Source organism: Sphingomonas qomolangmaensis (genome assembly GCF_024496245.1).
Taxonomy (GTDB): domain Bacteria; phylum Pseudomonadota; class Alphaproteobacteria; order Sphingomonadales; family Sphingomonadaceae; genus Sphingomonas; species Sphingomonas qomolangmaensis.
Genome location: NZ_CP101740.1, coordinates 943,284 through 962,859 on the forward strand (window position 1 = coordinate 943,284; position 19,576 = coordinate 962,859).

At 66.6% G+C, this 19,576-nt stretch carries 19 protein-coding genes; 11 read left to right on the top strand and 8 right to left on the bottom strand.

Annotation, left to right across the window (positions count from 1 at the left end; genetic code table 11):
- Window positions 1–83: 83 nt before the first annotated feature.
- Both NMP03_RS04535 and NMP03_RS04540 read right to left on the bottom strand, forming a co-directional pair.
- Complete coding sequence (locus NMP03_RS04535) at window positions 84–590, bottom strand: DUF4411 family protein (RefSeq protein ID WP_256507339.1); 507 nt, start codon at window positions 588–590, stop codon at window positions 84–86.
- Window positions 590–1,777 carry an ImmA/IrrE family metallo-endopeptidase gene (locus NMP03_RS04540; protein ID WP_256507340.1) on the bottom strand — a complete coding sequence of 396 codons (1,188 nt, stop codon included), beginning with the start codon at window positions 1,775–1,777 and terminating at the stop codon, window positions 590–592. The genes NMP03_RS04535 and NMP03_RS04540 overlap by 1 nt, the downstream gene beginning before the upstream one ends.
- 178 nt (window positions 1,778–1,955) lie before the next feature.
- On the opposite strand from NMP03_RS04540, the gene NMP03_RS04545 reads away from it, so the two are divergent.
- The gene (locus NMP03_RS04545; RefSeq protein WP_256507341.1) at window positions 1,956–3,440 is read left to right on the top strand and encodes a DUF389 domain-containing protein; all 1,485 of its coding nucleotides are present in this window, start codon (window positions 1,956–1,958) and stop codon (window positions 3,438–3,440) included.
- A 145-nt stretch (window positions 3,441–3,585) separates the two neighbouring features.
- Here the strand turns inward: NMP03_RS04545 and guaB are convergent, their stop codons facing one another.
- On the bottom strand, window positions 3,586–5,043 hold the full coding sequence (gene guaB / locus NMP03_RS04550; RefSeq protein WP_256507342.1) for an IMP dehydrogenase: 1,458 nt from the start codon (window positions 5,041–5,043) through the stop codon (window positions 3,586–3,588).
- Between the two features lie 167 nt (window positions 5,044–5,210).
- Between guaB and NMP03_RS04555 the strand changes: the two genes are divergently transcribed.
- Genes NMP03_RS04555 through NMP03_RS04565 form a run of 3 tightly spaced genes read left to right on the top strand, consistent with a single transcriptional unit; the run spans window position 5,211 to window position 8,451 of the window.
- On the top strand, window positions 5,211–6,179 hold the full coding sequence (locus NMP03_RS04555; protein WP_256507343.1) for an SPFH domain-containing protein: 969 nt from the start codon (window positions 5,211–5,213) through the stop codon (window positions 6,177–6,179).
- 6 nt (window positions 6,180–6,185) lie between these two features.
- Window positions 6,186–6,632 (top strand): NfeD family protein, encoded by a 447-nt coding sequence (locus tag NMP03_RS04560; protein ID WP_256507344.1) that lies wholly within the window; start codon window positions 6,186–6,188, stop codon window positions 6,630–6,632.
- A gap of 4 nt (window positions 6,633–6,636) precedes the next feature.
- Window positions 6,637–8,451: a DUF885 domain-containing protein gene (locus tag NMP03_RS04565; RefSeq protein WP_256507345.1), complete on the top strand. Its 1,815-nt coding sequence runs from the start codon at window positions 6,637–6,639 to the stop codon at window positions 8,449–8,451.
- Between the two features lie 139 nt (window positions 8,452–8,590).
- On the opposite strand, the gene NMP03_RS04570 is transcribed toward NMP03_RS04565, so the two are convergent.
- Together NMP03_RS04570 and NMP03_RS04575 are read right to left on the bottom strand one after the other, a co-directional pair.
- Window positions 8,591–9,670, bottom strand: coding sequence for a mechanosensitive ion channel family protein (locus NMP03_RS04570; RefSeq protein WP_256507346.1), 1,080 nt, complete (start codon window positions 9,668–9,670; stop codon window positions 8,591–8,593).
- A 69-nt stretch (window positions 9,671–9,739) separates the two neighbouring features.
- Window positions 9,740–11,350, bottom strand: a complete 1,611-nt coding sequence (locus tag NMP03_RS04575) for a phosphoenolpyruvate carboxykinase (RefSeq protein WP_256507347.1) — start codon at window positions 11,348–11,350, stop codon at window positions 9,740–9,742.
- A 166-nt stretch (window positions 11,351–11,516) separates the two neighbouring features.
- Here NMP03_RS04575 and NMP03_RS04580 point away from each other — a divergent pair, with 166 nt between their 5' ends.
- The 7 genes from NMP03_RS04580 (at window position 11,517) to NMP03_RS04610 (ending at window position 16,766) form a co-directional block, all read left to right on the top strand.
- The gene (locus NMP03_RS04580; protein ID WP_256507348.1) at window positions 11,517–12,230 is read left to right on the top strand and encodes a response regulator transcription factor; all 714 of its coding nucleotides are present in this window, start codon (window positions 11,517–11,519) and stop codon (window positions 12,228–12,230) included.
- Window positions 12,211–13,773 (top strand): ATP-binding protein, encoded by a 1,563-nt coding sequence (locus NMP03_RS04585; protein ID WP_256508006.1) that lies wholly within the window; start codon window positions 12,211–12,213, stop codon window positions 13,771–13,773. Before NMP03_RS04580 ends, NMP03_RS04585 begins: the two co-directional genes overlap by 20 nt.
- On the top strand, window positions 13,770–14,225 hold the full coding sequence (locus tag NMP03_RS04590) for an HPr kinase/phosphorylase (RefSeq protein ID WP_256507349.1): 456 nt from the start codon (window positions 13,770–13,772) through the stop codon (window positions 14,223–14,225). Before NMP03_RS04585 ends, NMP03_RS04590 begins: the two co-directional genes overlap by 4 nt.
- On the top strand, window positions 14,222–15,145 hold the full coding sequence (gene rapZ / locus NMP03_RS04595) for an RNase adapter RapZ (protein ID WP_256507350.1): 924 nt from the start codon (window positions 14,222–14,224) through the stop codon (window positions 15,143–15,145). Before NMP03_RS04590 ends, rapZ begins: the two co-directional genes overlap by 4 nt.
- A gap of 23 nt (window positions 15,146–15,168) precedes the next feature.
- Window positions 15,169–15,576 (top strand): PTS sugar transporter subunit IIA, encoded by a 408-nt coding sequence (locus NMP03_RS04600; RefSeq protein ID WP_256508007.1) that lies wholly within the window; start codon window positions 15,169–15,171, stop codon window positions 15,574–15,576.
- Complete coding sequence (locus NMP03_RS04605; protein WP_256507351.1) at window positions 15,573–15,845, top strand: HPr family phosphocarrier protein; 273 nt, start codon at window positions 15,573–15,575, stop codon at window positions 15,843–15,845. The genes NMP03_RS04600 and NMP03_RS04605 overlap by 4 nt, the downstream gene beginning before the upstream one ends.
- A gap of 123 nt (window positions 15,846–15,968) precedes the next feature.
- Complete coding sequence (locus tag NMP03_RS04610; RefSeq protein ID WP_256507352.1) at window positions 15,969–16,766, top strand: TrmH family RNA methyltransferase; 798 nt, start codon at window positions 15,969–15,971, stop codon at window positions 16,764–16,766.
- A 140-nt stretch (window positions 16,767–16,906) separates the two neighbouring features.
- On the opposite strand, the gene rmuC is transcribed toward NMP03_RS04610, so the two are convergent.
- The 3 genes from rmuC to recR are packed head-to-tail and all read right to left on the bottom strand — an operon-like array spanning window position 16,907 to window position 19,522.
- Window positions 16,907–18,295 carry a DNA recombination protein RmuC gene (gene rmuC / locus NMP03_RS04615; protein ID WP_256507353.1) on the bottom strand — a complete coding sequence of 463 codons (1,389 nt, stop codon included), beginning with the start codon at window positions 18,293–18,295 and terminating at the stop codon, window positions 16,907–16,909.
- 56 nt (window positions 18,296–18,351) lie between these two features.
- Complete coding sequence (gene def, locus NMP03_RS04620; protein WP_256507354.1) at window positions 18,352–18,876, bottom strand: peptide deformylase; 525 nt, start codon at window positions 18,874–18,876, stop codon at window positions 18,352–18,354.
- A 49-nt stretch (window positions 18,877–18,925) separates the two neighbouring features.
- The gene (gene recR / locus NMP03_RS04625; protein ID WP_256507355.1) at window positions 18,926–19,522 is read right to left on the bottom strand and encodes a recombination mediator RecR; all 597 of its coding nucleotides are present in this window, start codon (window positions 19,520–19,522) and stop codon (window positions 18,926–18,928) included.
- Between the last annotated feature and the right edge of the window lie 54 nt (window positions 19,523–19,576).

The window sequence follows — 19,576 nt, forward strand, 5'->3', positions numbered from 1 at the left end:
AGGACAGGGGGTTGGGGGTTGAGGCAGGGCGGGGATCATTTGCCCCGTTTCACTGTTGTGCCGACAATACCCCGGCGTCGCCATTATAGCAGCTTGTCGAAGTCATCCCAGGTGGTAGAGAAGTTGAGGTCCGCAATCAGTTTGATAGGATGTATCCATCTGATCTGACAGTCGTTGCAAACGTCTGGAACATGGCGACGAGGTCCGCTTCTTGTAGGCTTGGAAACTTCCGCCGTCACGATACACCTATCAGAGTGCCCAAGACCCGCAGCGATAAGGAATGGGTCTTGCCCAATCGTAATCAAATCGGCCTCGGTCAGAGTTTTACCATATTGGGCGAGAACAGTTTGAACATTGCGCGCGTCAATCTCCTCGTCCAGTAGCAAAGTACGTTTGGTCTCAGACTGCTTCATCCAAGCTGCTAGCTCATCATTCCCGCTCTCGACCTCCGAGTAAATTTCGGCTGGCATCTTCAGGGAACTCATAGCCCCGTGATAGTGAAGCCACTTCCAAAATTCTGGCACCCGGTTGAGTCCGTACCATGTGTTATGCGCCGTTATGAGTGCATTTGCATCGAGAAGATACAACATCAGGCGAAGGCTCTCGGTGGGCCCGCCAAAAGTGGGTATATATTCATTGGTTTGACTCCGAGCATCCTTGCCGCGCGGGTCGGAGTGAGCGAGCCATCAGCCATTCCTTGGCGGGCAACGGCGAGTAGCGCGGCACCTAAGCGATGTCGGCGGACGACATACCAGTTCGGGCCGCCTTCTGTCTGTCGACTACGCTCTTTTTCCCTTGCCTTGTGTGCAAGCCAGTCGCCCCGAAACTCGTCGCGTAAACCTTCCCATTGGGCGGTGGAAATCCGGCCTCCACGATAAAGTTGATATGCTATCATCGACCTGCTGACCTTAGCGCGGTTCGCTAAAGCGCGAATTTCACTTACATCATCACTATCGCCAGTAATTTGTAAGCGCTCAATCTCCACCATCGATATCAGCGTAGCTGCCGCCGCGTCGTTGCAAAGGCGTTCAACGCCTCCCTGAGGTAAGCCGCCGCTGATTCCTCCTTCACCAATCAAAAGGTGAGCGAGCTCGTGGAGCAACGTAAACGACCAAGCGGATTTAGCGTCTTGGTCGTTGACCACTATGAACGGCGCGAGCGCATCTGCTATAGCAAAACCACGAAAAATACTGACATCGATTGCTGTCGACCAATGACCGCAATCGCCTGCCAGGAGAACAAATATCCCTTTCGCTTCAATCAGGTTCCGTAGGTAGGAAAAAGCCTCATCGATCGACGATTTGTTGCGGAATGTGTCACGATCAAAAGCGATAGATTGCTTAATAGCGCGCGCCAACTGACTCGGATCTCGCACGCCCGCTTCTAAACCGACGAGATCAATAGGATTGTATTCTTCGTCGTCCTCTAAAGCTTCCCGAACGAGCGCCTGCCGAGCTTTTACATCGCGCAAAAGGGTAGAAAGCAAAACGTTAGACGGATCGCCACGATCCGGTAACGTTCGATAGTCCTCGCCGATGTCGGCAGGAGCGGGCGCCTCGGCCATATAAAATGTTAGCAGAGGGCGATGATACTGCCGCGCCATCCGCTTCAACAACGCCGGGCTTGCGGCGTTTTCCCCTGCCTCCAACGCAGCTAAACGATCGGCCCCAGAAGTGCCCCGCGCGTCGCCTAGCGATATTTTGCGGGCAGCAGTTTCCAAATCAAGCCCAGCGGTCACGCGCGCCCATTTAAGGATATCGGGGTTCACCGTACTCATCGTGATACCATGCACTGAGAGGAGTAAACGTGCCATTGCCAAATTCGGAGGACAAGCAAGGCCTAGGCGGTTAATCGACCATGATATGCTCGGCGCTCAAGGATAGGGCCCTACTGCCTAAGTGCGGGGCCCCCTCCCCCCCTAGCCCTCCCCCGCCTTCCGCATTACCCCCTCCCCCATGACCACCGAAGCCGCCGACCCGCATCCGCTCCTCCATTGGTGGCGCAACCACGTCATCACCAGCGTCGATCACCGATCGGTGGTGGAGAAGGTGGAGGACGAGGAGGCGTTCGACGGGCGCTATGCCTTCATGATCCTGATGTCGGCGGGGATCGCGGTGCTGGGGCTGTTGCTGTCCTCGCCCGCGGTGATCATCGGCGCGATGCTGATCTCGCCGCTGATGGGGCCGATCATCGGGCTGGGCTTCGGCGTCGCGCTGTTCGACGCGGTCGAGATCCGGCGCGCGCTGGTCGCGATGGTGCTGGGCACGATCATGGCGATCCTGTTCTGCGCGGCGATCGTGTCGATGTCGCCGCTGCAGACGGTTACCAGCGAGCTGGCCGCGCGCACCCGGCCCAATTTGTTCGACCTGCTGGTGGCGCTGTTTTCGGGGCTGGCGGGGGCCTATGCGATGATCCGCGGGCGCGAGGGCGCGATCGTCGGGGTGGCGATCGCCACCGCGCTGATGCCGCCGCTGGCGACCGTCGGCTTTGGCCTCGCGACCGCGAACTGGACGGTGTTCTTCGGCGCGCTGCTGCTGTTCTTCACCAACTTCATGGTGATCGCGCTGTCGGCGGCGATCATGGCGCGGCTATACGGCTTCGGCCCCAGGCTGTCGCCGCGGCAGACATTGTTCCAGACCGCGGCGATGCTGGCGGTGTTCGCGGCGCTGGCGGTGCCGCTGGGGCTGACGCTGCGCCAGATCGCGTGGGAGACCAATGCCTCGCGCCAGGCGCGCGACATCGTGTCGCAGCAATTCGGCGACAATGCGCGGGTGAGCCAGCTCGAGATCGACTATACCGCCGAGCCGGTGCGCGTCGATGCGACGGTGCTGACGCCGAGCTTCGTCGCGCAGGCCGAGCGAAGCGTGAAGGCGAAGCTCGAGGCGACGCTGGGGCGGCCGGTGGGGCTGACGATCGAGCAGTTCCGCGTCGGGGTGGGCGATGCCGAGGCGACGCAGCTGGCGCGCGCGCAGGCGAGCGAGCGCGCCACCCGCGAGGCGCGCGCGGTGACGCAGATCGGCGAGCAATTGTCGCTGGTGGCGGGGGTGCCGACCGACCGGGTGCTGGTCGACCGCGACCATCGCCGCGCGGTGGTGACCGCGACGCCGCTGCCGGGCGCGGGGCTCGAAGTGTATCGCGCGCTCGAGGCGCGGGTGGCGGGGGCGGCGGAGGGCTGGACGGTCGAGCTGGTGCCGCCGCCCGCGGTGCCGGGGGGCGTCAGCTTCGGTGAGGACGCGCCCGATGCCGAGGGTAGCCGCGCGATCGCCACCGCGATCTGGGCGGCGCGGCGGCTGCAGCTGCCGATCGGGGTATCGGGGGCGCAGGCCGATATGGTGGTGGCGGCGCTGACCGAGGCGGGGGTGGCCGCCGAGCAGGTGGGATCGGGCAATGGCGCGGTGACGATGCGCTGGCTCGCGCCGCGGGTCGAGCCGGCGGGGTGAGGTCCAGGGACTAACCCTAGTCCGTTCGTGCTGAGCCTGTCGAAGCACCGTTTTTCTTTTGCGCGCGGGTCACAGAAGAAGGACAGTGCTTCGACAAGCTCAGCACGAGCGGTTGAGGGGTGTGGGCAACCTTTAGCCGGAGGCCTTACCGCGTCGGGTAGTTCGGGGCCTCGCGGGTGATCGTGACGTCGTGAACATGGCTTTCGCGCAGGCCCGCGCCGGTGATCCGCACGAAACGCGCCTTTTCGCGCAGCTCCTCGAGCGTCGCGGCGCCGGTATAGCCCATCGCCGCCTTCACCCCGCCGACCAGCTGGTGGATCACGTCGCGCGCGGGGCCCTTGTAGGGCACCTGGCCCTCGATCCCCTCGGGGACGAGCTTCAGCTGATCCTTGATGTCCTGCTGGAAATAGCGGTCGGCCGAGCCGCGCGCCATCGCGCCGACGCTGCCCATGCCGCGATAGGATTTATAGGCGCGGCCCTGGTAGAGGAAGGTTTCGCCGGGGGCTTCCTCGGTGCCCGCGAGCAGCGAGCCGACCATGACGGTCGATGCGCCGGCGGCGAGCGCCTTGGCGATGTCGCCCGAGGTGCGGATGCCGCCATCGGCGATGACGGGAACGCCCGACTTGGCCGCCTCGCGCGCGCTTTCCATGACCGCGGTGAGCTGTGGCACGCCGACGCCGGCGACGACGCGGGTGGTGCAGATCGATCCGGGGCCGATGCCGACCTTGATCCCGTCGGCGCCGGCGTCGATGAGCGCGCGGGTGGCTTCGGCGGTGGCGACGTTGCCCGCGACGACCTGGACCGAGTTCGAGAGCTTCTTGACGCGCTCGACCGCGCGCGCGACGTCGCGGTTATGGCCATGCGCGGTGTCGATGACGATCAGGTCGACCTCGGCATCGACGAGCTGTTCGGTGCGGTCGAAGCCCTTGTCGCCGACGGTGGTCGCGGCGGCGACGCACAGGCGGCCGGTGCGGTCCTTGGTGGCGTCGGGGTAGAGCACCGCCTTTTCGATGTCCTTGACGGTGATGAGGCCGACGCAGCGATAGGCGTCGTCGACCACCAGCAGTTTCTCGATCCGGCGATGATGGAGCAGCCGGCGCGCTTCCTCCTGCGACACCGCGGTCGAGACGGTGGCGAGGTTGTCGCGCGTCATCAGCTCGGCGACGGGCTGCGCGGGGTTCTCGGCGAAGCGGACGTCGCGGTTGGTGAGGATGCCGACGAGCTTGCCCGAGGCCTCGACCACCGGGATGCCGCTGATCTTGTGGCGCTGCATCAGCGCGCGCGCTTCGGCGAGTGGGGCCTGCGGGTGGATGGTGATCGGGTTGACGACCATGCCGCTCTCGAAGCGCTTGACCTGGCGCACCGCCGCGACCTGTTCGGCGACCGACAGATTGCGGTGGAGCACGCCGATGCCGCCAAGCTGCGCCATGACGATCGCCATGTCCGATTCGGTGACGGTATCCATCGCCGACGACAGGATCGGGATGTTGAGGCTGAGTTCGCGCGAAACGCGGGTGCGGGCATCGGCCTGGCTCGGCACCACGTCCGACGCCCCCGGGTACAGCAGGACGTCGTCGAAGGTGAGGCCGAGGGGAATGTCCATGAGGTGCCGAATCCTGCGCGGGGGAGAGGTTGGCGGCCCATGTAACCAAGGGGGGGCGCTGGCGCTAGGGGGCGCGTGGCGTGCCGGTGGTGGTGCTGGGCCGGTTGTGCTGGCCTGACGCGGCGATCCTGCTAGCATCGCCGCAACGGGCAAGCGGGGATGGCGGCATGGATGTGATTGCAGGGCTGTTGACGGTGATCGTCGCACTGGTGCTGGCGTATCTGTTCGCGAGCATCAAGATCGTCCGCCAGGGCTATAACTATACGATCGAGCATTTCGGGCGCTTCACCACCGTCGCGCGGCCGGGGTTCAACCTGTATCCCGCCTTCTTCTATCGCGTCGGCCGCAAGGTGAACATGATGGAGCAGGTGATCGACATTCCGGGGCAGGAAATCATCACCCGCGACAATGCGATGATCTCGACCGACGGGGTGGTGTTCTTCCAGGTGCTCGACGCGCCCAAGGCGGCGTATGAGGTGTCGGACCTGTACATGGCGCTGATGCAGCTGACGACGACGAACCTGCGCACCGTGATGGGATCGATGGACCTCGACGAGACGCTTTCGAAGCGCGACGAGATCAACGCGCGGCTGTTGAGCGTGGTCGACCAGGCGACGACGCCGTGGGGGGTGAAGATCACCCGCGTCGAGATCAAGGACATCCGCCCGCCCGCCGACATCGTCAACGCGATGGGCCGCCAGATGAAGGCCGAGCGCGAGAAGCGCGCCAACATCCTCGAGGCCGAAGGCACGCGCGCGAGCGAAATCCTGCGCGCCGAGGGACAGAAACAGGCACGCATCCTCGAGGCCGAGGGGCGCAAGGAATCGGCGTTCCGCGATGCCGAAGCGCGCGAGCGCGCCGCCGAGGCCGAGGCCAAGGCGACCGAATTGGTCTCGATCGCCATCGAACAGGGCAGCCCGCAATCGCTCAACTATTTCATCGCGCAGAAATATGTCGAGGCGATCGGCAAGTTCGCGACCAGCCCCAATGCCAAGACGATCCTGTTCCCGGTCGAGGCGACGCAATTGATGGGGACGCTGGGCGGGATCGGCGAGCTGGCGAAGGAGATCGTCGGCGGTGCGTCGTCGCCCCCTGCCCCGCCGCCGCGCCCGCGGATCGAAGCGGCGGAAGACTGAGCCCAAATGGACTGGGACAATCCGGGGCTGTGGTGGATCGCCGCCGGGGCGCTGCTGGCGGGGGTCGAGCTGCTGGTGCCCGGGGTGTTCCTGGTCTTCGTCGCGATCGCCGCGGCGATCACCGGGGCCTTCGTGCTGCTATTTCCCGACCTGCCGCTGGCTGGCCAATTGGCGAGCCTTGCCGCGTGGAGCGCGGTGACGATCGCGATCGGGCGGCGCTGGTATCGCGACTATTCACCCGACAGCGCCGATCCTTTGCTCAACGATGTCGGCGCGCGGATGCTCGGCGCGACGGTGACCGTCGTGTCGTCGGGTGCCGATGGCAGCGGACGGGTGCGCGTCGCCGATGGCGAATGGCCCTCGCGCGGCCCGGTGCTGCCGGTGGGCGCGATCGCACGCGTCGTCGGCGTCCAGAATACCACCCTCATCATCGAACCGATCGTCCTGGAGTGACTGCATGAATCTCGACCGCCGCCAATTATTGCTCGCGACCGGCGCGAGCGCCGCGCTCACCGCCTTGCCGCTGCGCGCCGCGCAAGCCAGCGCGGACGTACGCGCACAGGCGCTGATGGACGCGATCGCCGAGGAATATCTGCTGCGCTCGCCCGAGAGCGCGACGGGGCTTGGCATCGACACCGGCGCGCGCGCGGGGCTCAAGGCACGCTCGTCGGATCGATCGAGCGCGGGGAGGCTGCATAGCGCGGCGTGGACGAAGAGCGCGCTCGACCGTCTGCGCGCGGTCGATACCGCGGCGCTGTCGCCGGGGATCCGGACCGATATCGAGGTGGCGACCACCGCCTATGCGACCGCGATCGACGGCTTCGCCTTTCCTTACGGCGCGGTGGCGGTCGGCGGGTGGCGCAACGGACCCTATGTCGTTGCGCAAAATATGGGCGCGTATCTCGACGTGCCCAAGTTCCTCGACGCGACGCACAAGGTCGCGACCAAGGCCGATGCCGACGCCTATCTGTCGCGGCTGGCGGCGTTCGCCGACAATCTGGATGGCGAGACCGAGCGGCTGCGCGATGCGCGGGGCCGCGGGGTGATCGCGTCGGACGTGCTGATGGACAAGACGCTGGCTTCGATCAAGATGACGCGCGAGGGGCCGGCGAAGGACTGGCTGATCGTCGAGTCGCTCGCACGGCGCACCAAGACGATCCCCGGCGACTGGGGGGCGCGCGCCGAGAAGATCGCAACCGCCGACGTCGCGCCTGCGCTCGATCGCCAGATCGCCGAGCTCGAGCTGCATCGCAAGGCGGCCAATGCCGATGCCGGGGTATGGAAGTTCAAGGACGGCCCCGATTATTACGCCTGGACGCTGCGCGCGGCGACCACGACGCGGATGACCCCGGAAGAAGTTCACGCGATGGGCCAGGAGGAGCTCAAAAGTCTGCAGGGCGAGATGGACGGCATCCTCAAAACGCTTGGCTATACCAACGGCAGCGTCGGCGAGCGGATGACGGGGCTAGGCAAGGACCCGCGCTTCCAGTTCGCCGCGGGGGACGCAGGACGCGCGGAAATCATGGCGATGATCCAGGCGACGATCGCCGATGTCCGCACCCGCCTGCCCCGCGCGTTCGGCGCGCCGGTGAAGGGGATCGTCGAGGTCAAAAGGATCGCGATCGCCGAGCAGGAAGGCGCGCCGCTCGCTTATGGCGGCGCGGGGACGATCGACGGATCGGTGCCGGGGCGTTTCTGGATCAACCTGAAAGACCCCGCGCTCCACACCAAATACAGCCTGCCGACGCTGACCTTCCACGAATCGATCCCCGGCCATGTGTGGCAGGGCGAATATGCGCAGAAGCTGCCGCTGCTGCGCTCGCTGATGGGGTTCAGCGCGATGGGCGAAGGCTGGGCGCTGTATGCCGAGCAACTGGGCAACGAATTGGGGGTGTATGACGACGATCCCGTCGGGCGGCTGGGCTATCTGCAATCGATCGCGTTCCGCGCGTGCCGGCTGGTGGTCGATACCGGGCTGCATACCAAGCGCTGGACACGCGACTATGCGATCGACTGGTTCGCACGGACCAACGGATCGTCGGTGGGCGAAGTGACCAGCGAGGTCGATCGCTATTGCGCGTGGCCGGGCCAGGCCTGCGGCTACAAGATCGGGCATAGCGAGATCAACCGGCTGCGGACCAAGGCGCAGGCCGATCTGGGTACGCGCTATGACTTCAAGGCGTTCAACGATGCGGTGGTCGGCGGCGGCGGGGTGCCGCTGACGGTGCTGGCGGGGAATATCGACCGGTGGATGGTGACGCGGCGGGGGTGATTGCCGCTTCTCCCCTCCCTGGAAGGGAGGGGTTGGGGGTGGGTCGGCGCGTGGCGGGCGTTCCGGGTGCCTCGAACCTACCCACCCCCGCCCCCTCCCTTCCAGGGAGGGGAGGTATCGGGGCGGTCGGTCGTTGCCCTCACCGTTCCGGGCGGGGCGAAATCGGCTCGACCAGCGCGCGCGTTCTCGGCAGCGCTTCGGGCATTTCGTCGCGGACGAACGCCAGCAGCGCCTCGCGGATGTCGCAGCGCAGGTCGAAGGTGGTGCCGGCGTCCTTGGCGGTGGCGAGGATGCGGACTTCGATCGCGTCGGGCTTGCTGTCGGTTACCTGCAGCCCCTGCGCGCGGCCGTCCCAGCGCGGGTTGGCAGCGATGACTTGCTCGGCCTTGGCGCGCAGGCGGGGGATGTCGGTGGCGGGGTCGAGCCAGAGGAATACCGATCCCAGGAGCTTCGAGGTGTTGCGCGTCCAGTTCTGGAACGATTCCTCGAGGAATTTCGAGACGGGCACCACTAGCCGCCGCTCGTCCCAGATCGCGATGACGACATAGGTGAGGCGGATTTCCTCGACCCTGCCCCATTCGCCGTCGACGATCACGACGTCGTCGATCCGGATCGGTTCGGTGAAGGCCATCTGGATGCCTGCGATGAGGTTCTTGAGCGCGGGCTGCGCCGCGGCACCGACCGCGAGGCCGGCGATGCCCGCCGACGCCATCAGTGTGACCCCGACGTTGCGGATGCTCGGGATGCTCAGCAGCATCAGGCAGATGGTGATGAAGCCGATGAGGAAGATGACGATCCGCCCGAGGATCGCGCTGCGGGTGCGGCGGCGGCGCGCGCGGAGATTGTCGGCGACGCTGATGTCAGCGTTGAGCTCGACGGTGCGGCCGACCGCGCGGACCATCGCGATCGCGAGCCAGCCGAGGATGCCGGGGACGATGAGGCCCGCGAGCTGGTTCCACAGTGCATCGCTGGTGGGGGATAGATCGACGAAGCGGCGGACGAATGCCAGCGCGATCGCCACGGCCAGCCAGCGCGAGGGGCGATGCGCCTCCTCGGCGAACACGTCGTCGGACGAGGACGGGGTGCGCGAGGTGAAGCGGCGCAGCAGGCGAAAGCCGATGGCGTGGAGCACCAACGCCGCAACGACCGCGAGCGCAGTGATCGCGAGCGTGGGCAGCGGCTCGGGGATATTCCAGGCGGCGATGTCGAATGCGGGCATGTGCGGGGGAACGGCGGGTGCGGGGCTGGGTTCCGGTTGGGGCGCCCTTCGTCACCCCCCGGAGCGCGCTTAGGCCGGGACCACCGCCTTTGGCGCGCTGGCGCGGACGCCTTCGTCGACATGGGCTTCGAAGGGCGCGAAGTTCTCGACGAACAGGTCGACGAGCTTGGCGGCGGTTTCGTCATAGGCGGCCTTGTCGGCCCAGGTGTCGCGCGGGTCGAGGATCGCCGGGTCGACGCCGGGGACCGATACCGGAACCGCGAAACCGAAATTGGGGTCGGTGCGGAAGTCGCCGTCATTCAGGCTACCGTCGAGCGCGGCGTTGAGCAGCGCGCGCGTCGCCTTGATCGGCATGCGGCTGCCGACGCCATATTTGCCGCCGGTCCAGCCGGTGTTGACCAGCCAGCAATCGACCTGGCCGCGCGCGATCCGCTCCTTGAGCAGATTGCCGTAGACCGAAGGATGGCGCGGCATGAAGGGGGCGCCGAAGCAGGTCGAGAAGGTCGCCTCGGGCTCGGTGACGCCCATTTCGGTGCCCGCGACCTTGGCGGTGTAGCCCGACAGGAAGTGGTACATCGCCTGGTCGGGGGTTAGCCTGGCGATCGGCGGCAGCACGCCAAAGGCATCGGCGGTGAGCATCACGATGTTGCGCGGCACCGGCCCCATATTGTCGGCGCTGGCATTGGGGATGAAGTCGATCGGATAGGCGGCGCGGCTGTTCTCGGCGAGCGTCGCGTCGTCGAGGTCGAGGATCCGCGTGTCGGGGTCCATCACGACGTTTTCGAGCACGGTGCCGAAGCGCTGCGTCGTGGCGTAGATCTCGGGCTCGGCCTGCGCCGACAGGCGGATCGTCTTGGCGTAGCAGCCGCCTTCGAAATTGAAGACATGCGTATCCGACCAGCCATGTTCGTCGTCGCCGATCAGCGTGCGGCTGGCATCGGCGCTCAAGGTCGTCTTGCCGGTGCCCGACAGCCCGAAAAATACCGCGGTGTCGCCCTTGGGGCCGATATTGGCCGAGCAATGCATCGGCATCACGCCCTGTTCGGGGAGCAGATAGTTGAGCAGCCCGAACACCGACTTTTTCATCTCGCCGGCATAGCGCGTGCCGCCGATCAGGATCAGCCGGTCGGTGATGTTGACCGCGATCACGGTCTCGCTGCGGCAACCGTGGCGCGGCGGATCGGCGCGGAAATCGGGAAGATCGATGATCGTATAGCCCGGAACGAAATCGGCGAGTTCGTGCGCTTCGGGCCGCACCAGCATCGTGCGGATGAACAGGTTGTGCCACGCCAGCGTGTTGATGACGCGGACGTTCACGCGATATTCGGGCTGCGATCCGCCGAACAGATCCTGGACGAACAGCGTTTCCTGGCCGGCCAGATGGTCGAGGAAATCGGCCTTGAGCCGGGCGAAGGCATCGGGCTCCATCGGCTTGTTGCTCGGGCCCCACCAGATGCTGTCGGTGGTGGCGGCATCGCGGACGGTGAACTTGTCCTGCGCCGAGCGCCCGGTGTGGCGACCGGTTTCGACGACCAGCGCGCCATGGTCAGACAAATGCCCCTCGCCGCGGCGTAGTGCCTGTTCGACCAAGGCAGCGTTGCCAAGGTTCCAATGCTGTGCGGCGTCGGTAGCGATACCCTGCGCCGCCAGATCGTGGCGCGCGATCGGCTCATTTATCATATCATTCCTCTCCCACGACTATGTTCGTCGCAGCTGTTATATTGTTAGCGCGCGCTTATGGGTTGCGCTGCTATCCGTCAATTGAACGCGCCGCGCGGGGAATTGAGCCGCGAGGGGGTTTGGGCTACGCCGTACCGATGGGCCGTACCACCGCGTGGAACCACGCATGACCACCGCATCGATCGCGCTCGTCGACGACGATCGCAACATCCTCACCTCGGTCTCGATCGCGCTGCAGGCCGAGGGGTTCGTCACCCGCGTCTATTCGGACGGCGAGGCGGCGCTGAAGGCGCTGGTCGACAATCCCCCCGACCTGGCCGTGCTCGACATCAAGATGCCGCAGATGGACGGGCTCGAACTGCTGCGGCGGCTGCGCGAGAAGTCGGCGGTGCCGGTGATCTTCCTGACGAGCAAGGATGACGAGCTCGACGAGGCACTCGGCCTGGCGATGGGCGCCGACGATTATATCGCCAAGCCGTTCAGCCAGCGGCTGTTGATCGCGCGGATCCGTGCGATCCTGCGCCGCACCGAAGTCGCGGTGCCCGGCGAACATGGCGAAGCCGCGCCGCCGCCGCAGCCGGTGATCGAGCGCGGGCGGCTGGCGATGGACCCAGCGCGCCACCGCGTGACCTGGGCGGGCGCCAACGTCACGCTGACGGTGACCGAGTTCCTCATCCTCGAGACGCTGGCGCAGCGGCCCGGCATCGTGAAGACGCGCAACCAGCTGATGGATGCCGCCTATCACGACGACATCTATGTCGACGACCGGACGATCGACAGCCACATCAAGCGCGTGCGGCGCAAATTCCGACAGGTCGATCCCGAATTCGACGCGATCGAGACATTGTACGGAGCGGGCTATCGCTTTTCCGACGACTGACGAGAGCGAGTTTCCGCTTCGCTGGTCGGGCCGGCTGTCGCTCACGCCGCGCATCCTGTTCGTGAACATCTTCGCGCTGGCGCTGCTGGCGGGGGGTTTCTTCTACCTCGATTCGTACCGGTTGCGGCTGCTCGACAGCCGGATGGAACAAGCGAGCCGCGAGGCACGGCTGGTCGCGCAGGCGCTGATGGCGACGCGGCTGTCGGACGAGGAAGCACTGGTCACCCGGCTCGCGCGGCAGACGGGCACGCGGATTCGCACTTTTGCCGCCGACGGGGTCGAGCGCAGCGACAGCCGCTCGCTCGGGGTGCGCAACTTCCTGCTGCGCGATCCCGACAAGGATCGCTGGCAGACCGAGGCGGCGCGCGTGCTCGACGCCGGGATCGACACCGTCGTCGGCGCGGCGCGCGCGCCGCTCTATCGCGAGCGCCCGCGCGCGCGCGGCTTCGACTGGCCCGACGTGCGCGCCGCCTATCAACACCACACCGCCCCCTCGACATTGTGGCGCGCGCCCGATCGCACCCCGGTGATCACCGCCGCCGCCCCGCTGGGGTCGCGCGGCACGCTGCTGACGACGGTCAACGCGCGCGACATCACCAGCGTGGTACGGGTCGAGCGCTTCCGGCTTGGGGTGGTGCTGGCGATCGTTTCGTTGGTGTCGGTGCTGCTGTCGCTGTTCCTGGCGCGAACGATCGTCCGCCCGCTGCGGCTGCTGGCGCGCGCCGCGGTGCGCGTCCGGCTGGGGCGCGCGCGCGAAGTGGTGGTACCCCGCCTGCCCTCGCGCCGCGACGAGATCGGGATGCTCGCGCGTGCGCTGTCGGACATGAGCCTGGCGTTGCGCGCGCGGATCGACGCGACCGAGGCGTTCGCCGCCGATCTGGCGCACGAGCTCAAAAACCCGCTCGCGTCGCTGCGATCGGCGGTCGAGGGGCTGGGCAATGTCCGAGATCCCGACCTGCAAGGCCGGCTGCTGGCGATCGTCCGCGACGACGTGCTGCGGCTCGACCGGCTTATCTCGGACATTTCCGAGGCCTCGCGGCTCGACGCGCAACTGAGCCGCGCCAAGTTCGAGCCGGTCGACCTGGGGGCGATGCTCGCGGCAATGGTCGCGGGGTGGCACGCGCGCGGGATCGAGCGCGGGGTGGAGCTGCGCTTCGATCGCGACGCCGATGTGGCGCTGACGGTTCAGGGCGAAGGCGTGCGGCTCGAGCGCGTGTTCGAAAACCTCATCGAAAACGCTATCTCGTTCTCGCCCGATCGCGGGATCGTTACCGTCGCGGTTACCACCGGCGACGCGGCAGTCGTGGTGTGCGTCGAGGATCAAGGCCCCGGGGTTCCCGCCGAGGCGAGCGAGACAGTGTTCCGCCGCTTCCATTCGGTGCGCCCCGAGGGTGAAGGCTTTGGCCGCCATTCGGGGCTCGGCCTTGCCATCGCGCGCACGATTGTCGAAGGACATCTGGGCACGATTCATGTCGAATCGCGCGAGGATCAGGCGAGCGGCGCGCGGTTCGTGGTACGGTTGCCGGGGCCGCCTGCCCCATGAGCGCGGAGCATGCGGTGAGCCAGTTATCGTCCGAAACGCTGCATGCCTCCTGCGTCGCGATCGACGGCCATGCGGTGCTGATCGAGGGACCATCGGGGGCGGGCAAGTCCGACCTGACGCTGCGACTGATCGACCGCGGCGCGGTGCTGGTGAGCGACGACTACACCTTGCTGCTGCGCCGCGACGGCGTGCTGTACGCCGCCGCCCCGCAGACGATCCGTGGCCAGATCGAAGTGCGCGGGATCGGCGTGGTCGAGCTGCCCTGCATTGCAGAGGCACCGGTGGCGGCGGTGATCGTGATCGATCCCAATCCCGAGCGGATGCCCGAGCGCGATAGCGTCCGCCCGATCGCGGGCATCGCGGTACCCCAATTCGCGCTGCCCGCGCTCGAGCCTTCGGCACCGATCAAGGTCGAACTGGTAGTCCGTCGGTTGCTGGCCACCCGCGCATGAGCCCCGCGTCGCGGCCACGCCGCCTGCTGCTGGTCACCGGCATGTCGGGGGCGGGCAAGTCGACGACGCTGCGAACGCTCGAGGATCTCGGCTGGGAAGTCGTCGACAATCTGCCGCTGTTGCTGCTCGACCGGCTGCTCGCGACCGAAATACCCTCGCATAGCGAGCAGGACGACCGCCCGCTGGCGCTGGGGATCGGTGCGCAGACGCGCGGCTTCGACGCCGAGCGGATCGTGCGCCGAATCCGCACGCTGAGCGAGGACCATGGCTTTGCGGTCGGTACGTTGTTCGTCGACTGCAGCGGGGTCGAGCTCGAGCGGCGCTATTCGGAAACGCGGCGCCGCCACCCGCTGGCGCAGGATCGCCCCGCCAGCGACGGAATCGCGCGCGAGCGCGAATTGCTCGCGCCGCTGCGCGACTGGGCGAACCGACTGATCGACACCACCGATCTGACCGCCAACGCGCTGGCGCAGACGATCCGCGATGGCTTTTCGGGCGATGGCCTGGGCGAGCCGACGCTGTCGATCCTGTCGTTCGGCTATTCGCGCGGGCTGCCGCGCAACGCAGACCTGGTGTTCGACATGCGATTCCTGCGCAATCCGCATTGGGTGCCGACGCTGCGCCCGGGGACCGGGCGTGATGCCGACGTCGCCGAGTATGTGATAGGGGACCCGGCCTATGCTCAGGCGTTCGGATCGATCGCCGCGCTGCTCGAACTGCTGCTGCCGCGCTACCGCGCCGAGGGAAAGGCGTATGTTACCATCGCCTTTGGCTGTACCGGCGGGAGACATCGATCGGTGCATGTCGCCGAACGCATGGCGTCACAGTTGCGTAAAGCTGGATTTTCGCCCACGGTGACGCATCGCGACCTCGGGTCGGCGCCGCAGGACTCGCTCGCCATCGCCCCGGTTACGCCATGAAGGCTATGGAAGAACAACATTCGATGATCGGCTTGGTACTCGTGACCCACGGGCGGCTCGCGGTAGAATTCGTCGTCGCGATGGAGCATGTCGTCGGCGCGCAGGAGCGGATCGCCACGGTGTGCATCGGCCCCGACGACGACATGGAAGAACGCCGCGCCGACATCGCGCGCGCGATCGACGAGGTCGACGACGGCAAGGGCGTGATCCTGCTGACCGACCTGTTCGGCGGCACCCCTTCGAACCTGGCGATCTCGCTGCTCGACACCGGGCGGGTCGAGGTGATCGCGGGGATCAACCTGCCGATGCTGATCCGGCTGGGCGGCGCACGCAAGGCGATGAAGGTTACCGAAGCGGTCGCGGCGGCGCGCGATGCGGGGCGCAAATATATCTCGGTCGCGTCCGAAGTGCTGGGCGAGGCGGCGGCTTGAGCGCGGTCTCGCGCAGCGTGCTGGTGTCGAACCGGCGCGGATTGCATGCGCGCGCGAGCGCCAAGTTCGTGACGCTCGCCTCGGCGCAACCGATCGAGATCACCGTCGAGAAGGACGGATCATTCGTCACCGCCACCTCGATCATGGGGCTGATGATGCTCGGCGCGGCGATGGGCGACACGATCACGATCAGCGCCGAGGGCGAGCAGGCCGAGGGCGCGGTGGCGGCGCTCTGCGAACTGGTCGAGGCGCGGTTCGGCGAGGATTGAGGTCATTCCTCCCCTCCCGCTTGCGGGAGGGGTCGGGGGAGGGCATGTGCTGATAGCGTCACGCGAAACCGACATCCCCTCCCCTAGCCCCTCCCGCACGCGGGAGGGGGATTAAAAGACAATATGCCCCGCCAGATCACCGCCTTTTCCAACCCGCTCGTCAAGCGTATCCGCGGGCTGCGCGACAAGCGCCACCGCCGCGAGGAAGGGCTGTTCCTCGCCGAGGGGCTGCGGATCCTCACCGAAGCGCGCGAGGCGGGGATCCTGCCGCAGTTCGTCTTCTACGCCGCCGACAGCGCACAGCATCCGCTGGTGGTGGCGCTGGTCGAGGCGACCGAGGCGCATGGCGGCGAGGCGATCGAGACCGATGCCGATATCCTCTCGAAGCTGTCGGGAAAGGATAACCCTGGATCGGTCGTAGGGGTTTACGCCGAATTCCTCACCCCGCTCGACAGCCTTGATCGGACGCGCGCAGACCTTTGGCTCGTCGCCGAGCGGCTGCGCGATCCGGGCAATCTGGGGACGATCCTGCGCACCGCCGACGCGGTGGGTGCGGGCGGACTGATCCTGATCGAAGAGTGCGTCGATCCGTTTTCGGTCGAGGCGGTGCGCGCGAGCATGGGGGCGCTGTTTACCGTGCCGATCGCGCGGGCTGCGTGGGGGGAGTTCCTGCCGTGGCTGCGGAGTGGGCCGGGGCAATTGGTGGCGCTCAGCCTCGATACCGAGGTCGACTACCAGGCAGCGCGCTACGCCGCGCCGACCTTCCTGCTGACGGGGAACGAAGCGCAGGGGTTGCCCGCTGCCTATGCGGCGGAATGCGATTTGCGGGTCAAGATGCCGATGCTGGGCAAGGCGGATAGTTTGAACGCCGCGGTGGCGACGGCGGTGATGGCGTATGAGGTGCTGAACCAGCGGCGGTGAGCGACTTGTTCCTCCCCCGCCAGGGGGAGGTGGCGGCCCGCAGGGCTGACGGAGGGGGAGGACACGAGCGGCCCTTGGTAATCTGCCACCTCCACCAGCTTCGCTGGTCCCCCTCCCGCTGGCGGGGGAGGATTGCCCCCCTACTCCGCCTCGGCCCCGATCAGCGCGGTCTTGAGCTTCGACAGCGGGCGCGGGCTGCTCTCCACCATCGGCAGCGAATCGATCGCCTTGTCGCCGGTGTCGACGTTGAGCGTCTCGAAGCGCTTGGCCGAGGTCATCACCTGGCTTTCTATCGAGCCGACGAAGGCGTTGTACGCGCTGTTCGCGCTTTCGAGATTCTTGCCCATCCGCGCGATATGGTTGCCCATCGTCACGATCCGCGCGTGGAGCTCGCGGCCCAGATTGGCGATCTCGCGCGCCTCACCCGCAAGCTTCTCCTGCCGCCACACCGCCGACACCGTGCGGGCGATCGCAATCAGATTGGTCGGCGTCGCGATCAGCACGCGCTTTTCGAAGGCGAAGTCCCACAGGCCGGGTTCGTGCTCGAGCGCCGCCGATACGAAATGCTCGCCGGGGACGAACATGATCACGAATTCGGGGGTGTTGGCGAACTGGCCCTGATAGGCCTTGCTGCCGAGTGCGTTCACATGCGCCTTCATCGAGGCGACATGCGCGGTGAGGTGGCGCGCGCGTTCGATCTCGTCGATCGCGCCATAGGCGTCCTGATAGGCGTTGAGCGACACCTTGGCGTCGATCACCAGCAGCGAATCGCCGGGAACGCGGATCGTCGCGTCGGGGCGCAGCCGACCGCCCTCGGCATCGACCGAGACTTCCATGTGGAAATCGGTGTGTTCGGTGAGGCCGCAGGTTTCGAGCACGTTCTTGAGTTGCTGCTCGCCCCAGCGCCCGCGCGCCTTGGGTGCGGCGCGCAGCGCGTTGACCAGCTTGGCGGCTTCGCTCTTCACCGATTCCTGGCCGATCCGCATCGCTTCCATCAGCCCGGTCAGGTTGCCATAGGCTTCCGACCGCTCCTTCTCGACGCGCTCGACCCCCGATTCATAGCGTTTGAGCGTCTGTTCGACCGGGGCGAGCAGCGCCTTGATCTTCATCTCGTTGTTTTCGCCCGCCTGATGGAAACGCTCGTCGGCGCGCGCAAGGAAGGCCTTTTGCGCATCGCCGAGCAAGCGGTTGGCGACGTCGGCGAACTGGTTGGCCATTGCGTCCTTGGCCGCCTTGAACTCCTCGAGCCGCGCCTCGAACGCGCGGGCGTCGGCCTTGAGCGTCGCCAGATCGAGCCGCGCGCTGTCGCGCTCGATCCGCAGCGTTTCGTTTTCGGCGACCAGTACGCCGACGCGCTCGGCGCGGTCCGACGCCAGCGCGAGATCGGTGATCGCCTTCTTGAACTCGGCCTCGCGCGCGTCGCGTTCGGCGCGCACGCTCTCGAGCCCGCGATTGCCGAGGAACCAGCCGAGCACCGCGCCAACGACCAACGCCGCCACCACGAGCAAAATTGCGAAAACAGGATCCATAAGCGGCGGCACTCCGGGTGAACGAAGCGCGAACCTACCGCGTCATGGCGTCACGCTCAAGCCGCCGCCTTGCGCGCCTTGGCCAGTTTGCGGAGCACCATGTCGCGTTTGAGCCGCGACATGTGATCGATGAACAGCACGCCGTTGAGATGGTCCATCTCGTGCTGGAGGCAGGTGGCGAGCAGGCCGTCGAGTTCCTCCTCGTGGGTCGCGCCTTCGGGGTCGAGCCAGCGGACGCGGCAGCGCGCGGGGCGTTCGACCTCGCCATATTGGTCGGGGATCGAGAGGCAGCCTTCGTTGTAGACGCGCAGCTCGTCGGAGACTTCGAGGATTTCGGGATTGATGAACGCCAGCGGGTTGCGCACCGACTTGCCCTCTTCGTCCTCCTCCTGAAGGTCGATCACCAGCACGCGGCTCGGCACCGCGACCTGGATCGCCGCGAGGCCGATTCCGGGGGCGTCGTACATCGTCTCGAACATGTCGGCGACCAGCTTGCGCACCCCGTCGTCGATGTCGGCGACGGGTTCGGATACCAGCTTCAAGCGCGGGTCGGGAATTTCGATGATCGGGAGAATGGCCATGTTGCCAAATTAAGTCTGCGCGCGCGGGGGGTCAAGCACCGGGGCGGCGTCACGCGACCGGTCGGCGTGCGCGCAACGCCTGCGCCAGCGTGCCCTCGTCGAGATAATCGAGCTCGCCGCCCACGGGCAGCCCATGCGCGAGCTGGGTGATGCGTACCGGAAAGCGCTCGATCCGCTCGGCGAGATAATGCGCGGTGGTCTGCCCCTCGAGCGTGGCGTTCATCGCGAGCACGACCTCGTCGATCCCCCCCGCCTCGATCCGGCGGACCAGCGCATCGATCGCGAGGTCCTCGGGACGGATGCCTTCGAGCGCCGAAAGCTTGCCGCCGAGGACGTGGAAGCGGCCGGGGAACAACCGCGAGCGGTCGAGCGCCCAGAGATCGGCGACCTCCTCGACCACGCACAGCGCGCGCCCGTCGCGGCGCGGATCGGAACAGACGCCGCACGGATCGTTGGTGTCGACATTGCCGCAGGTCGAGCAGGTGACGAGCCGCTCGTTGACCGCGTCGAGCGCGGCGAGCAGCGGCGCCAGTGCGGTTTCACGGCGCTTGAGCAGATGCAGCACCGCGCGCCGCGCCGAACGCGGTCCGAGGCCAGGAAGCCGCGCCAGCGCCTGGGTGAGCGCGTCGATTTCGGGAGATGCCATCGCAGCCACAGATAGGGGGTTGCATGCCCGCCTGCCAAGCGGTTCAGGAGAAGC

Excerpts from the sequence above, each read along its gene's own strand:
- NMP03_RS04560 (WP_256507344.1), top strand. The coding sequence starts at position 6,186 with ATGGACTGGGACAATCCGGGGCTGTGGTGGATCGCCGCCGGGGCGCTG.
- rmuC (WP_256507353.1), bottom strand. The coding sequence starts at position 18,295 with ATGGATCCTGTTTTCGCAATTTTGCTCGTGGTGGCGGCGTTGGTCGTT.
- def (WP_256507354.1), bottom strand. The coding sequence starts at position 18,876 with ATGGCCATTCTCCCGATCATCGAAATTCCCGACCCGCGCTTGAAGCTG.
- NMP03_RS04565 (WP_256507345.1), top strand. The coding sequence starts at position 6,637 with ATGAATCTCGACCGCCGCCAATTATTGCTCGCGACCGGCGCGAGCGCC.
- NMP03_RS04600 (WP_256508007.1), top strand. The coding sequence starts at position 15,169 with ATGATCGGCTTGGTACTCGTGACCCACGGGCGGCTCGCGGTAGAATTC.
- rapZ (WP_256507350.1), top strand. The coding sequence starts at position 14,222 with ATGAGCCCCGCGTCGCGGCCACGCCGCCTGCTGCTGGTCACCGGCATG.
- NMP03_RS04555 (WP_256507343.1), top strand. The coding sequence starts at position 5,211 with ATGGATGTGATTGCAGGGCTGTTGACGGTGATCGTCGCACTGGTGCTG.
- NMP03_RS04580 (WP_256507348.1), top strand. The coding sequence starts at position 11,517 with ATGACCACCGCATCGATCGCGCTCGTCGACGACGATCGCAACATCCTC.
- NMP03_RS04540 (WP_256507340.1), bottom strand. The coding sequence starts at position 1,777 with ATGAGTACGGTGAACCCCGATATCCTTAAATGGGCGCGCGTGACCGCT.
- NMP03_RS04590 (WP_256507349.1), top strand. The coding sequence starts at position 13,770 with ATGAGCGCGGAGCATGCGGTGAGCCAGTTATCGTCCGAAACGCTGCAT.
- recR (WP_256507355.1), bottom strand. The coding sequence starts at position 19,522 with ATGGCATCTCCCGAAATCGACGCGCTCACCCAGGCGCTGGCGCGGCTT.
- guaB (WP_256507342.1), bottom strand. The coding sequence starts at position 5,043 with ATGGACATTCCCCTCGGCCTCACCTTCGACGACGTCCTGCTGTACCCG.
- NMP03_RS04545 (WP_256507341.1), top strand. The coding sequence starts at position 1,956 with ATGACCACCGAAGCCGCCGACCCGCATCCGCTCCTCCATTGGTGGCGC.
- NMP03_RS04570 (WP_256507346.1), bottom strand. The coding sequence starts at position 9,670 with ATGCCCGCATTCGACATCGCCGCCTGGAATATCCCCGAGCCGCTGCCC.
- NMP03_RS04610 (WP_256507352.1), top strand. The coding sequence starts at position 15,969 with ATGCCCCGCCAGATCACCGCCTTTTCCAACCCGCTCGTCAAGCGTATC.
- NMP03_RS04535 (WP_256507339.1), bottom strand. The coding sequence starts at position 590 with ATGTTGTATCTTCTCGATGCAAATGCACTCATAACGGCGCATAACACA.
- NMP03_RS04575 (WP_256507347.1), bottom strand. The coding sequence starts at position 11,350 with ATGATAAATGAGCCGATCGCGCGCCACGATCTGGCGGCGCAGGGTATC.